This is a genomic window from Chitinophaga sp. SYP-B3965, assembly GCF_009647655.1.
Taxonomy (GTDB): domain Bacteria; phylum Bacteroidota; class Bacteroidia; order Chitinophagales; family Chitinophagaceae; genus Chitinophaga.
The window spans coordinates 270,041-283,781 of the sequence record NZ_WJFD01000003.1 but is presented as its reverse complement, the minus strand read 5'-3'; the positions used below and the strand labels follow the sequence as shown (position 1 = coordinate 283,781).

The window sequence follows — 13,741 nt, the reverse complement described above, 5'->3', positions numbered from 1 at the left end:
AAAATCCCACATTAATTTCAGCACAGTATTTGCAATTTATCCTACTTTAGCTGTCTAACCAGAGGTGATAAAAGGGATGAAGTATCTTTCGAAGGGCTGGATATTACTCATAATCATAGCAATCGCCGCCTGTGGTCGTAAAAAAGGGCAACCAAGGCAACAGGAGATCGTAAAAGACCTCCGGCAGCTGGATGAAGTGGTACCTGAGCAAATAGCAGAGCGACTGGAATATATTGCCGGCAACGATGGCGCCATGGAGGACAGTATAGCTGTTTTCCGCCTGTCCGCCCTGCAATATGTCTACCAGCAGAACAATGGAGCCGCAAAATGGTCCAAAGACGGTAAAGCGAATGCCGCCGTGGCTTCCATGATGCAACTCATCAGTACTGCTGATGATTACGGCCTGGTAAAAGCCCATTATCATTCCACCCCGCTGCACACTTCCTCAGAAAGATTAAAAAGCGAAAAACGCGATGCCGCCCTTTGGGCAAAAATGGATGTATTCCTAACAGATGCGTTCCTCCGGATGGCTTACCAGTTACATTACGGCATTGCTCCAAGGGACAGCATCACTTTAAGAAAAGATTCCCTCCTCTCAGACACCGTACTGGCCGGCCTCCTGCAAGAAGCCCTGCAAAAAGGAAATGTAACCGCCCTCCTGCAACAGCAGGAACCTATCCATCCCGGGTACATTGCACTGAAAGAAGGGATCCAGTTATATAAACAACAATACGGCAAGCGCCACTGGGATACACTGCCGCAGGTATACACAGATACCCTCCAGTTCCGTCGCCAGCTCAGCTTGCGCTTATTTCAAAGCGGCCATCTGGATACCACCGGTATAGGCTTAACAGATTCCGTCGCAATTAAAAAAGCCGTCAAAGCATTTCAAAATGAATTCAATATGTACCCGGATGGTGTAGCCGGAAAGCGCACCATCCAGGTACTCAATAAAAAGCCGGAAGACTGGATCCTGCAAGCCGCCCTCAATTTAGACCGCTGGCGGAAATTACCGGATACTTTGCCACAACGTTACCTGATGGTAAACATCCCCGCCTTCCGTCTCAACGTGTATGAAAATGGTGATTCCATGGTAGAATCCCGTGTGATAGTAGGTAATCCGAAAACACGCACACCCGTATTAAATTCCGTGATGACGAATTTCGTGCTGTTCCCTTACTGGCGGGTACCCTACAGCATCGTGTTCAAGGAAATGCTGCCGCAGATCAAGAGAGATACCAATTACCTGATTGCAAAGAACCTGGAAGTAGTAGATCACCAGGGCAATGTGTTAGACCCTGATTCTATCGACTGGACCAGGCTGGGCCGTAATTATTTCCCCTATGTGTTAAGGCAGATGGATGGTCTGGATAATTCCCTGGGCATCATGAAATTCAACTTTAATAATAAGTTCAGCGTATATCTCCACGATACCAATAACCGTAGTCTGTTCAGCAATTCCAACCGCGCACTTAGTCATGGATGCGTTCGTGTACAGCAATGGGATAGTTTGGCTATGTACATGATCCGCAATGATCCCAAACCCCATATGCGGGATAGTGTGCGCACCTGGTTGCAGCACGAAGAAAAGAAGCAGTACAATTTAGCGGTGAGGGTTCCTATTTACATCCGTTATTTCACAGCGGAGTTGCGGAATCATAGGATGCAGTTCTATGAGGATGTTTATGGGGAGGATAAGACGTTGATGAAGTACTTTATGGCTAAGTAGGTTTTGGGGCCAGGCGGCAGGTTATTAATGGAGCTGCCGTTGCGTCGCACACTTGTACGGTTTGTTCGCTGATCAAGGGAAAGTTATTTCTAGAAAAAGGAGAATATCCTATCGGGATTTTGAAATCAATGGAACCAGTAAGTACAACAATCATACATCTTATTATTGACGCTTCCCTTTTTCCTTAATTGCTCTTAGAAACCTTATTCTGAGCAGAAATATATTCAGATATCTTCTTCGCTATTGATGGTAAACCGACTTTTATCCAGTTCTTTTTTAAGGAAGATTCTTTTGCCATTATAATCTGATTATCCTCCAGCTTAACGAGCAATGTTGGTTTAAACATACCATCATAAAGACATATCACTTTGAATGTCTCAAAGTAATTATTTATATGCTCCAGATTCTTTTCATAAACCCCTTTGATTGTTCTCGCATCCACAGCATGGCCACCTTCCTTGACCCTTTGCCTTACCCTCTGCTCACAATCCTTTACTTTATCCAGGCATAAATAATTTAACTGAATTTGATATCCCTTAGACTCGAAACGGTCAATGTATCTCCAATAATCAGGATGTGATAATGGGGTCTCCAGCACAAAGTGTTGCTGCTGTTCAATAGCCTTGTCCATTTGTGAAATCAGGAAATTTTCCATCATTTTGGCAGAACGTTCTGTTATCTGCTCAGGGGATAATCCATTTTCCCTCAGTTCCATTTCGAAATTTGTTCGGGTCAAATCTCTATCAAAGGGTAAAACTCCTTCAAAAAGAACGGGCAACATTGATTCGATGTGGGTAGATTTTCCAGCACCATTAGGTCCTGAAATAACAAGGAGAGTAGGTTTAATGTAATCCATTACTTACTTCAATTGCTGTCTGACTTGTTCCGCCTCCAAATCTGTCAAGCGGCGCACAAACCGCGTTTCAATGTCAGCCCCAACAGTATAGACCTCTTGAATTTCAATATGACCATCTGCAAATTCGTAGAAACCCTGACCTTCAGGTAACTTATCAGACAGGATCAAAAATGGCAGGTTTTTGCTGAAATTCCTCTTCCTCAATCTTTCAATTGTTAAAGCAAACTTTTTCTCCTGTAAGGATATTTCTTGTTCTAAAACAGTCATAAACGAATGTTGTAAATGGTAACCAAAAATACTATACAAATATAGCAAAAGTCAGTCATAAGACCAACTCGATTGCTAGTTAGTAAATCGTCATATATTATTGATTATAAGCTAGTTATATCCTTAAGTGGAATATGCCAATGATATCAGCTATGCTTACCATGTGTTCCAACGAACCTCTACTCACAATACAGATAGAAAATGTAGGTTTAGGCCCAGCAGAGGTTATGGGCGAAATTCAATCCGGCAGTTCGCCTGTTGTACGACCCATGTTGAGAAAAGCACGATGAATCATTGTTTCAAATAATGAAGTGCCACACATCCGGATTTGAAATGTATGGTATCAACCAGCTTAAGATCAAGGTTTTCCTGAAGGCTTCCTGCATCCAGCAATGGTCTTCCCTTTCCCACGATCACAGGATGAACAACCATGTTAAATTCATCGATAAGGCCTGCTGAAATCAACTCCGGAAGCAAGCTTACACTGTCTACCATAATTTTTTTACCAGGTTGCTGTTTCAGTTTCAGGAGTTCCGCCGCAGGGTTGCTACGAACAATCCGCGTGTCTACGTCATCGCTGTCCAATGATCGTGAAACAACAACTCTATCAATAGCGCTAAACCTTTCGGCAAATCTATTTTGAGCTGCTGTGCCGGATTGATCTCTCGCAACATCGCTCCAATAAGGAAACATAAGCTGGTACATGACCCGGCCAAAAAAGAGCAGGTCAACGCCGTCCATCGTTCCTGTAAAATAATCCATCAGCTCTTCACTTGGACTAGCCATAGCGTGATCGCAGTAGCCATCTATGCTAATGTTCATGGTGAATGATACAGTTCTCATTTCATTAGTTTTTGTTAAGCCAAAAATAATCGAGGCATTAAATATTTTTAGGGTATTCCGTGCCAAAAAGAGGGTCTTTAATGCCAATGTAAAGAACCAAAGCCGCTAACATGTAGAATGCTAGCGGATTTTACATAGTAGCTCGTTATAAATAATGTCTTACAAAGTCCTTTTTGCTTTCCAATAACCAGAATCAGTAGCCCATCCTCCAACATTATAAGTTTTCCAACTCCCGGTTGCACTATCCCCTTTCACTTCTCCCAAACCAACCCAGGCGTTCAGCCCATCATTGGAATAAGCACTGATTGACAAGGTTTCTTTCTGACCAATACGATAATTACCCTGCACTTGCTGGCTCGCTTCTGTATTTTTACGAATTACACCGCCTACGCTATCTTCCGTCGATGTCAGTACAAAATTTACCGTTCCTAAATTAGTATTAAGGTAGGTTCTGTAGTAATTTCCTTCAAAAGCTCTGGCGAGCGAAGTTGATGTTTCCTTGGCGATTTATACAGCCACACCCGTATGGCCTGGTATGGAGATAGAAGAAATATAAGGATCATTGCCATTCCCTGTTACAGAAAAAGTAAGTTGCCAGCTATCACCTGCAAAGATCACATTTGTCAATGCTTGTCCTGAAGTCCATCCTGCGGGCAGATTCTGTGGCGTCATCACTTTTGTGATACCATCAATGGTAACCTCCGCTGAAACTGTACCACCCTGTAGTGTGATCGTTACTGTACCGGTGGATCCAACGATCACGCCTTTATATACACCTCCACTCTTCCCGTCATTTGCTGCAATTGCATCCGGTTGGGTTACCAGGCCTTTCTCTTCTTCTTTGTTTGTATCATTTGACTTTGAGCAGGAATATGCCAGAAATAGCAGGCAAACAATCATCGATTGAGGAAGTACATTTTTCATAGTAGGTATAAGGACTAATTAAAAATTATGATGGATTGTAAATTAGCATTTCTTTCCTGATCTTACAAGCCTGATACAAAAAGGCCGTATAGATCCTACGATCTATACGGCTTTTACACCCCAATGGATTAATACTTCACAATGATCCGCATCACATTATTATTTGCCCCCTCAAATACATGCAAATAATAGATCCCATCCACCGAAGAACTTATATTAAAGATCACTTCAAAGAATTTAGCACCACTTGGTGTAGCTATAGTTGAAGTCACAACATTCCCACGATGATCCAGCACCATAAAAGTATGCGGCCTTGCAACTGCATTTTCCAACCGTACTTTGAACTGTCCTGATGTAGGATTCGGATACACCGTCGCCTTGATCTCTGGTATTAATGTACCAAGCCCTAACACCAGTATCGTTTGCGGAACGGAAACGGCAGCTTCATAATTATCATTCCCCGCCTGATCAGCCTGTATAGTGATCAGCCCTTCATAGTTAAGCTTTAACACATTGCCGTTGAGATTTCCATTCCCCGCTGCAATAGAGAAACCAACCGGAAGCCCGGAAGTAGCTGTAGCAGTAAGATGCATAGTTTGCCCTTTCACCTCCGCAGAAATAGCACCAAAATCAATTAACTGCTGTGCTTTAAGAACAACAAAAGATTGTTCCACAAAAGCAGAATCATAATTCTCATTCCCAGCTTGTTTTGCTCTTACAGTTACTATGCCTGCTCCTGTGATTGCAACCAATGAATCCGTCAACGTAACAGGCCCGCCCACCAATTCAAACGTCACTGGTAAACCCGCATCAGAAGTAGCATGTAACACAAAAGCACTGTCCCCGAAAATTTTCTCAGGCACCGTTTCAAAGTTAATCTGTTGCGTTGCCTTAGCTACTGAAATGGAAACCTCCGCTGTTGCCGGAAAATACAATGAAGACCCAGCCTGTGTAGCCCTGATAACAATCGTCCCTGCACCCGTAAAATGTAAAGCCGAATCAGTCAAAGTCCCCGGCCCGGAAATTACTTCCATCGTAACAGGTAACCCTGATGTACTGAAAGCACTAAACCCTTCGATAGCTTCATCACCATAAGTGATCTCAGGCACTTCACTAAAAGAAATACTTTGAGAACGGCGTTCAAACAATTCCCACTCTGCAAACTGCGTACCCGTGTGACCGTTATTAGTAGTCACATTCAACCGGAAATAACGATAAGCAATCGTATTACTATCAACTGAAAACGACCGGGTAAGTTTCCGGGAAGCAAAAGTTTGATTGATCTGGCTATCGATCAAAGCCCAGGTTACACCATCGTTAGAACCAACAAGGTTCCAGTTCCTCGGATCCCGCTCTGGCAGGTCATTACCCGATGTTAAAGTATAACGTGTAAGTATCCCTGGTTGCGTAGAAGCATATTGCACCCACAATGCTTTTCTTCCACCGATATAATATTTGGTACTCGTATTGTTATCTATAAGGCTCGTGAAATTCTCCGTAGGTTTGGAGGTATTAGGATATTGCCCTGTAATAACACCACCATTATCAGTAAGGTCAAAAGAAGCGCTGACAGTATCAGCACCATATCGCACCTGTGGTTCCGCAAGGATCCTTTGTCCCCGCGCGCGGAGAGAATCCCACAAAGGCCCCACCAGTTGTTGAGGAATAACGATATTCTGAACAGCAGAATCACTCAGGCGTTCCCGTAACTGTTGCAAATAAAGACTTCTGGGCAACTGATGTGTCCCCCAGCTTTCCCAGTAACCATTACCACTTTGCTTCTTACCAATATTCCCGATACCCCAGTTCCTGGCCCCAAAAGGACTGGACACTAATATATCACTCGTATAAGAATAAAGATTCCAGAACAATGTCTGCGCCCCGGACCATCCATGCCCTGTTCCCGATGCCCCGCGATTTTGCACCCTGATCTGACCACCATATATATTATCATACAACTGCCCGGTAGACCATCTATGATGTGGCCCAATATCGGCACGCGTATTTTCCGAACTGCAATCCAAAAACACATTCGGCCCGGGTACCTTAGACCCACTAACATAATCATGCCGCCCACCCCATGTGATGCAACGCTGATACAAGTTACTGGTAGCATTGCCATCTAAGTTGAATGAATATTTCCGTCCACCTGTAGTAACAGATTTCGGATCTATCATAGCGCAATCCTGCACTGTATTAAAGCGACTCATGTTACTGAGGCTCACAAGTCCGTTCCCAAAATACTTCCCGGTTACATCTTTTACCCAGCTGTTTTCCGTGCGGGTAAAAACAATCGCATACCAGCCATGGCTTTCATCTTCATCATTCTGAAAATAAGATTCGATGCGCAATAATTCCAGGCCGCATTCGCTGATCCTGCCTGTGATATTAGACCGGTAAACTTCACCGCCACCAAATACATTGTCGATGGGGTCTACGATAGGAATGTCAAGCGTGATGGAGCTACCGCTGACTGTCGTAACAGTTCTTTCATAAGTAGTTTTGTACCCCGAGGCAGTCCATCCATACTGACGCATATCGAGTGTATCGATCCATGCATCGTTCGGTGTTTTTTGCACAACAACCTTATCACCAACGTGGAAGGTATGGTTGGCAGCCACATCAAAAGTTTTACTCCCCGTAGCTACATAAAGAGATGTAATGCGCACTTTACTGCCGCTCACTTCGCCATACCCACTACCAGCGCCTTGTACCTTCAGGAAATCATGCTGTGTTTTTTGCGTGGCAATAAGAACGGTACCATTCAATCCATTTCCTGCACCACGCAATACAACACCACTGGCTCTAACAATGAGGGACCCTTCCACAGGATACACACCTGCTTTCAAGAGTAACACACCGCGATGTCCATTGGCTTGTAAGGGCAATGCAGAAACCCGGTCAATAGCGGCCTGAATGTGCGCGCGGTTATCTCCTTCAATAGGAGAGATGCTGTCCGCGATGCCCCAAACCGGGATACTAACACCGCCACCACGATAACCTGCATTGGAATAATCAGGTATTTGGTTAACCGTATCAGTCTGTCCCTGGTTGGCATACTTTTTATACACCAGATGTCCGTTCTCCAGGGAGATCAATTGTGCTTGCGCCGGATGGCAAACAGCTAGCATAAAGGGCAATAGGAGCCCCGTCAAAAACCTTGTAAGGGTAGATTTTTTCATAAGTGGAATTTTATATCCAAAAAATATAAATATTATCTCATCCGTGTTAATACCATATTAGCTTCCTACGATATCATTTTCATAACAGTTCAGGAATATCATACCCTTAGAAGCTCATTCTAATATCCCAGATACGTTCGACATAGGCTTAAGATTCGACAAGAAATGCAAGATAAAAGCCTTATCTTAGTATTATGGCACTAACAAACGATAACGTCATCCTCCGGAAGGCCACAGGTACCTTCGCAAAGCAGATCGTCTTCCGTCAGCGGTTCGGCAAAACGGTCATGTGCAACCGTCCCTGCAAATACCCGCCCAAAACCGCTACCCAGATAGCGAACCAGGAACGCTTCAAAAGAGCCAACGACTTCGCCAAAGCCGCCGTCAAAGACCCGGAGAAGAAGGCCTACTATCAATCAATAAAGAAACCCAACCAAACTGCCTTCAACGCAGCTTTTCAGGATGCTTACCACAAACCGGAAGTAGAAGTAATTGTAAAAGAAAAGGTAGTCATCAAAGCAAAAGCCAAACACCCCATAGTAAAAGTGCAAGTAGGCCCAGGCCACGCCGTACTAAATAACAAACAATGGGAGTTCCCCCTCATAGAAAAGCCCTTCACTATAAAAGTCTATGATGTAGCAGGAAACATCTGCATCATAGAGATACAGGTGTAGTTTTTTTGAACTAAAAGGATAGACTTCCGCCCCTAAAAAGAAAATCTCCTCTCTAAGAGAGAAAAATCTCTTTTCAAAAGAAAAAAACTCCTTCCTCTCTAAGAGAGAAAAACCTCCTTTTCCCAAAGGGAAAAACTCCGTCATAAAAGAAACTCTACCTAAAAATAAAAAACTTCCGCCCTTTGCTGCGCGGCAAACTCCAGGCATATAGTTATAAAAGTTATTGGGGAACCAACTTTTACTTCTTTACTCAGCCGCCGTTGTGTCACTCACTTCAGCAGTTAGTTTTTTATTTAACTCAGTTCTCATCTCAAAGAATCCTTCTCCATCTTCAGAAAACCTTCTTCCTAAAAGGAAAAATCCTCTTTCAAAAAGAAGAAAAACTTCTTGTCAAAAAAGCTTCTTCCTAAAAAGCCCCCCCTTTCAAAAAGAAGAAAAGCTTCTTGCCCAAAAAGCTTCATCTAAAAAAGAAAGAAATCCGCCCTCTGCTGCGCGGCAAACTCTCAGCAAAAACATCATTCCCCAAAAAGCTTCATCTAAAAAAGAAAGAAACCCGCCCTTTGCTGCGCGGCAAACCCCCAGCACAAAAAAAAGGGCACCCTCTCAGGCGCCCTTTATCTCAGTATAAAAAAATAAATTTATTTAATCACCTCAGCCAACTTAGCTTCAAGGGTCTTCCCACGAAGGTTCTTAGCAATGATCTTCCCATTAGGATCCAACAGGAAATTCTGAGGAATAGAATTCACCGCATACTGCTGCGCCACCGCATTCTTCCAGAACGCCAGATCAGACACCTGCGTCCATGTCAGGTTATCAGCTTTAATAGCCTCCACCCATTTAGCATGCGCACCTTCCTGATCCAGAGAAACCCCGAGAATAGTAAAGTTCCTGTCTTTATATTCATTATAAGCCTTCACCACTGCAGGGTTCTCAGCACGACAAGGACCACACCAGGAAGCCCAGAAATCGATCAGCACATATTTACCTCTGAAAGAAGCCAGGGAAACAGGTTTGCCTTCAGGATCATTCTGCGTAAAATCAGGCGCCACAGCTCCGATCGCCACAGCTTTCACTTTCTCTAAACGGTCAGCATATTTCACACCTTGCTCACTTTTCTGAACATCAGCCGCCAGGGATTTGAAGAGCGGTTGTACTTCCTGGTAATCAGGGAAGGAACCAGCATATTCTTTCAAAGCCTCAAGGCCCAGAACAGATTTAGGTTTGGAGGTAATGAACTTCCGCAGTATTTCTTTCTGATCTTTCATAATGGCATCGTTAGTAGCCATCACACCAGCATAGAATACAGAATCCTTACGTTCTGATTCAGATTTGCTCATCCAGAGCGCCATCAGATCAGCATTACGTTTCTCCAATGGTTTCATCATCGCACTCAACTCAGCATTTTCTGTGTTGACAATACCACCTTTTACAGTAGCATTTTTGATAGAATCCGCGCTCTCAATGGAGATCGTACCATTTTCCAGGTATAATTTGGCCCTTTCTGTGCTGTTCACAAAACGGGAAGCATCAGGACCATAATATAAGGACACCATCGCCATCATGGGTTCTTTCACCGTGCCTTTGAACTCAAAGGTACCATGCGCCAGAACAGCAGAATCCGTTACCTGTTTACCATCCACAGCATAACGCAGGTAAGCTTTAACAGGTTCATTCAGCTGACCCACTTTGCCTTTAATGGTAAAATTAGTTTGTGCTCCGGCCAGGGCGGGTAACAACAGTAAGCCGGGTAAAATAGAAGATAATCTCATTTTAATGTTGGTTTGATTTGCCCATGTAAAATAAAAAAAGTCCCGCAGAAAATGCGGGACTTTGTGACTATCGGTCAAAGCCTTATTTGTTCAGCTTCAATTTCAGTGCGTTATCTAACTCCGTCAGGAATTCTTCGGTGTACAGGTAATGTTTACCATGTTCCACTTTGTTACCATGGATACAAACCGCGAGGTCTTTGGTCATTTTACCGCTTTCCACCACTTCGATACATACTTGTTCCAAAGCCTGGCAGAAATTGATCAGCTCCTGGTTGTTATCCAGCTTACCACGGAATTCCAGACCGCGTGTCCATGCAAAGATGGAAGCGATAGGGTTAGTGGAAGTTGGTTTGCCTGCCTGGTGATCACGATAGTGACGGGTTACAGTACCATGTGCAGCTTCTGCTTCCATAGTTTTACCATCAGGTGTAACCAGGGTAGAGGTCATCAGACCCAGGGAACCAAAACCTTGAGCAACGGTATCGGACTGTACGTCACCATCATAGTTTTTACAAGCCCATACAAAGTTACCATGCCATTTCAATGCGCTGGCTACCATGTCATCGATCAGGCGATGCTCATAAGTGAGGCCCGCTTTGTCGAATTCAGCTTTGAACTCCTGTTGGTAAGTTTCTTCAAAGATATCTTTAAAGCGACCATCATATTTTTTCAGGATGGTGTTCTTGGTGCTCAGGTAGAGAGGCCATTTTTTAATGAGGGCCTGGTTGAAGCAAGCACGTGCAAAACCACGGATAGATTCATCTGTGTTGTACATCGCCAGCGCAACGCCATCACCTTTGAACTGGTATACTTCATGTTCGATCACTTCACCATTTTCACCTTCAAATTTGATGGTGAGTTTACCTTTACCTTTTACCACGAAATCCGTAGCACGGTACTGATCACCAAAAGCGTGACGGCCGATGCAGATTGGAGCAGTCCAGTTGGGAACTAAACGCGGAACATTCTTCATCACGATGGGCTCACGGAAAACCGTACCGTCCAAAATGTTACGAATGGTACCGTTTGGTGATTTCCACATTTGTTTCAGCTTAAATTCCTTTACGCGATCTTCATCCGGTGTAATGGTAGCGCATTTGATACCAACATTGTACTGTTTGATAGCATTTGCTGCATCGATCGTAACCTGGTCATTCGTCTCGTCACGGTATTCCATGCCAAGGTCATAATATTTTATATCTAACTCCAGGTAGGGGAGGATCAGTTTGTCTTTAATGAACTTCCAGATGATCCGCGTCATTTCGTCGCCATCCAGCTCAACCACAGGGTTTGCTACTTTGATTTTTTGAGACATTGGTTTAATGTTTTTTTAAATATGTGTCGATAGTAAACACGAAATATACAAATAGCCTGAATAATATACAAGCTTAAAGGTGTTTGATGATCTCATCTCCAAATTCACTGCATTTTACCAGGGTGGCATCATCCATGAGTTTGTAGAAATCTATCGTTACCCTTTTACGCATGATAGCTGTGCTGAGGCCATGTACAATGATCTCTGCCGCTTCCTTCCAGCCCATGTATTCCAGCATCATTACACCGGAAAGGATCACGGAAGAAGGGTTCATGGTATCTGTGTTGGCAAAACGGGGAGCTGTGCCGTGTGTAGCTTCAAATACAGCATGGCCGGTAGTATAGTTGATGTTACCACCCGGAGCAATACCAATACCACCTACCGCAGCGGCAAGGGCATCAGAGATATAGTCACCATTCAGGTTGAGTGTGGCAATCACGGAGAAATCCTGTGGCGCCAGCAGTATCTGTTGCAGGAAGTTATCAGCGATCACATCATTAATGATGATCTTGTTATGTGCCTGTGCTACCTTGATTTCGCGGTTGGCCTCATCTTCACCTTTCTCTGCTTTGGTTTTCTCCCATTGTTCCCAGGTATATACCTGCTCACCAAACTCACGGGCAGCCAGTTCATAACCCCAGTTCTTGAAGCCACCTTCCGTGAACTTCATGATATTCCCTTTGTGCACGATGGTCACAGAAGGTTTTTTATGTTCAATGGCATAGGAAATAGCAGCACGTACCAGTCTTTCCGTACCTTCTTTAGATACCGGTTTGATACCAAAAGAAGAGGTTTCCGGGAAGCGGATCTGCTTAACGCCCAGTTCTTCCTGTAAGAACTTCAGGAGTTTGTTGGCATCTTCCGTACCGTACATATATTCAATACCAGCGTAGATATCCTCTGTGTTTTCACGGAAGATCACCATGTCTACCTTCTCAGGATGTTTTACAGGAGAAGGCACTTTGTTGAACCAGCGTACAGGACGAACGCATGCATAAAGGTCAAGCTCCTGGCGCATTGCCACGTTCAGGGAACGGATACCGCCACCTACAGGTGTGCTCAGCGGGCCTTTGATAGATACGAGGTACTCTTTCAGTGCATCCAGCGTGGTTTTGGGAAGCCATTCGCCGGTTTCCTGGAAAGCCTTTTCACCAGCCAGTACTTCTTTCCACTCAATCTTACGTTCGCTGCCATAAGCCTTTTCTATGGCTGCATCAAACACCCGGACACTGGCACGCCAGATATCCGGCCCTATGCCATCACCAATAATGAACGGAATAATAGGATGGGCAGGGACCTTGATCTGCCCGTTAATCATCTGAATTTTTTCTGCCGGCATATTGCTGAGTTATTGTTTTATAATTGACCGCAAAGGTAACACATTTGTCACACGGAAGCGGTATCCCAATTGTGATAATTACCTTAAATTAGATGTACAATTGGGTGCGCTATGACAGAACATATTGTTGCAATATTGGATATAACCCCTGTAACCCATAACGTTAAGAGATTCAGGATCGAAAAGCCCGTCGGCTACGAATTTGTGCCCGGGCAGGCGACAGATGTGTCCATCAACATGCCCGGCTGGGAAGACCAGCTCCGCCCTTTTACTTTCACCGCCCTCAATAACTGGGATTTCCTGGAATTCACCATCAAGATCTATAATGACCACCCCCATCCCAGTGTAACCAACAAACTGGGCCAGCTGAAAGTTGGCGACAGCTTACGGATCCACGATGTCTGGGGAGCTATTCATTATGAAGGGGAAGGGGTATTTATTGCCGGAGGGGCCGGCGTCACCCCATTTATTGCCATTTTTCGCCACCTGGAAAAGGAAGGCAAAGTGGGCAATAACAAACTGATCTTTTCCAATAAAGCCCGCGAGGACATTATCCTGGAAGATGAATTCCGCCGGATATTAGGTCCCAATTTCATCAATACCCTCACCGATGAAGCCATCCCCGGTTATGATAACCACCGGATAGATGAAGTATACCTCCGGTCAAAAGTGAAGGACTTTTCCCAGCATTTCTATATCTGTGGCCCCGATCCCATGGTGGCTGCTATCCAATCCACCCTTCAGAAATTAGGCGGTAAATCCATCGTTGTAGAGATGTAAACATTTTCACCGGTCATTTCCCCGGTTTTACCGGTAATACCCCCATTCCTGCCTAAGCAGTAT

At 44.3% G+C, this 13,741-nt stretch carries 12 protein-coding genes; 4 read left to right on the top strand and 8 right to left on the bottom strand.

What is annotated here, in order from left to right; all coding sequences use genetic code 11:
• Positions 1 to 76 precede the first annotated feature (76 nt).
• Positions 77 to 1,729: a murein L,D-transpeptidase gene (locus GFS24_RS18930; RefSeq protein WP_153662096.1), complete on the top strand. Its 1,653-nt coding sequence runs from the start codon at positions 77 to 79 to the stop codon at positions 1,727 to 1,729.
• Positions 1,730 to 1,913: 184 nt separating this feature from the next.
• Here GFS24_RS18930 and GFS24_RS18925 read toward each other — a convergent pair whose 3' ends face one another.
• The 5 genes from GFS24_RS18925 to GFS24_RS18905 form a co-directional block, all read right to left on the bottom strand.
• Positions 1,914 to 2,585 carry a zeta toxin family protein gene (locus GFS24_RS18925; RefSeq protein ID WP_153662094.1) on the bottom strand — a complete coding sequence of 224 codons (672 nt, stop codon included), beginning with the start codon at positions 2,583 to 2,585 and terminating at the stop codon, positions 1,914 to 1,916.
• A gap of 3 nt (positions 2,586 to 2,588) precedes the next feature.
• Positions 2,589 to 2,852, bottom strand: coding sequence for a hypothetical protein (locus GFS24_RS18920; RefSeq protein ID WP_153662092.1), 264 nt, complete (start codon positions 2,850 to 2,852; stop codon positions 2,589 to 2,591).
• Positions 2,853 to 3,143: 291 nt separating this feature from the next.
• Positions 3,144 to 3,761: a dihydrofolate reductase family protein gene (locus GFS24_RS18915; protein WP_253906531.1), complete on the bottom strand. Its 618-nt coding sequence runs from the start codon at positions 3,759 to 3,761 to the stop codon at positions 3,144 to 3,146.
• A gap of 441 nt (positions 3,762 to 4,202) precedes the next feature.
• Positions 4,203 to 4,619 (bottom strand): hypothetical protein, encoded by a 417-nt coding sequence (locus GFS24_RS18910; RefSeq protein WP_153662090.1) that lies wholly within the window; start codon positions 4,617 to 4,619, stop codon positions 4,203 to 4,205.
• Positions 4,620 to 4,747: 128 nt separating this feature from the next.
• Positions 4,748 to 7,801, bottom strand: a complete 3,054-nt coding sequence (locus GFS24_RS18905) for a T9SS type A sorting domain-containing protein (protein ID WP_153662088.1) — start codon at positions 7,799 to 7,801, stop codon at positions 4,748 to 4,750.
• 194 nt (positions 7,802 to 7,995) lie between these two features.
• Between GFS24_RS18905 and GFS24_RS18900 the strand changes: the two genes are divergently transcribed.
• Entirely contained in the window at positions 7,996 to 8,475 is a 480-nt protein-coding gene (locus GFS24_RS18900; RefSeq protein WP_153662086.1) for a hypothetical protein, read from the top strand.
• 262 nt (positions 8,476 to 8,737) lie between these two features.
• Positions 8,738 to 9,103, top strand: coding sequence for a hypothetical protein (locus tag GFS24_RS18895; RefSeq protein WP_153662084.1), 366 nt, complete (start codon positions 8,738 to 8,740; stop codon positions 9,101 to 9,103).
• Between the two features lie 10 nt (positions 9,104 to 9,113).
• On the opposite strand, the gene GFS24_RS18890 is transcribed toward GFS24_RS18895, so the two are convergent.
• From GFS24_RS18890 to icd, 3 genes are all read right to left on the bottom strand, one after another.
• The gene (locus GFS24_RS18890; RefSeq protein ID WP_153662082.1) at positions 9,114 to 10,244 is read right to left on the bottom strand and encodes a TlpA disulfide reductase family protein; all 1,131 of its coding nucleotides are present in this window, start codon (positions 10,242 to 10,244) and stop codon (positions 9,114 to 9,116) included.
• Positions 10,245 to 10,326: 82 nt separating this feature from the next.
• Positions 10,327 to 11,559 (bottom strand): NADP-dependent isocitrate dehydrogenase, encoded by a 1,233-nt coding sequence (locus GFS24_RS18885; RefSeq protein ID WP_153662080.1) that lies wholly within the window; start codon positions 11,557 to 11,559, stop codon positions 10,327 to 10,329.
• A gap of 73 nt (positions 11,560 to 11,632) precedes the next feature.
• Complete coding sequence (gene icd / locus GFS24_RS18880; RefSeq protein ID WP_153662078.1) at positions 11,633 to 12,898, bottom strand: NADP-dependent isocitrate dehydrogenase; 1,266 nt, start codon at positions 12,896 to 12,898, stop codon at positions 11,633 to 11,635.
• A 111-nt stretch (positions 12,899 to 13,009) separates the two neighbouring features.
• Here icd and GFS24_RS18875 point away from each other — a divergent pair, with 111 nt between their 5' ends.
• Positions 13,010 to 13,678 (top strand): FAD-binding oxidoreductase, encoded by a 669-nt coding sequence (locus GFS24_RS18875; protein ID WP_153662076.1) that lies wholly within the window; start codon positions 13,010 to 13,012, stop codon positions 13,676 to 13,678.
• Positions 13,679 to 13,741: the final 63 nt, after the last annotated feature.

Coding starts and splice junctions, on each gene's coding strand:
- GFS24_RS18920 (WP_153662092.1), bottom strand. CDS start 2,852: ATGACTGTTTTAGAACAAGAAATATCCTTACAGGAGAAAAAGTTTGCT.
- GFS24_RS18875 (WP_153662076.1), top strand. CDS start 13,010: ATGACAGAACATATTGTTGCAATATTGGATATAACCCCTGTAACCCAT.
- GFS24_RS18900 (WP_153662086.1), top strand. CDS start 7,996: ATGGCACTAACAAACGATAACGTCATCCTCCGGAAGGCCACAGGTACC.
- GFS24_RS18925 (WP_153662094.1), bottom strand. CDS start 2,585: ATGGATTACATTAAACCTACTCTCCTTGTTATTTCAGGACCTAATGGT.
- GFS24_RS18910 (WP_153662090.1), bottom strand. CDS start 4,619: ATGAAAAATGTACTTCCTCAATCGATGATTGTTTGCCTGCTATTTCTG.
- GFS24_RS18885 (WP_153662080.1), bottom strand. CDS start 11,559: ATGTCTCAAAAAATCAAAGTAGCAAACCCTGTGGTTGAGCTGGATGGC.
- GFS24_RS18930 (WP_153662096.1), top strand. CDS start 77: ATGAAGTATCTTTCGAAGGGCTGGATATTACTCATAATCATAGCAATC.
- GFS24_RS18890 (WP_153662082.1), bottom strand. CDS start 10,244: ATGAGATTATCTTCTATTTTACCCGGCTTACTGTTGTTACCCGCCCTG.
- icd (WP_153662078.1), bottom strand. CDS start 12,898: ATGCCGGCAGAAAAAATTCAGATGATTAACGGGCAGATCAAGGTCCCT.
- GFS24_RS18905 (WP_153662088.1), bottom strand. CDS start 7,801: ATGAAAAAATCTACCCTTACAAGGTTTTTGACGGGGCTCCTATTGCCC.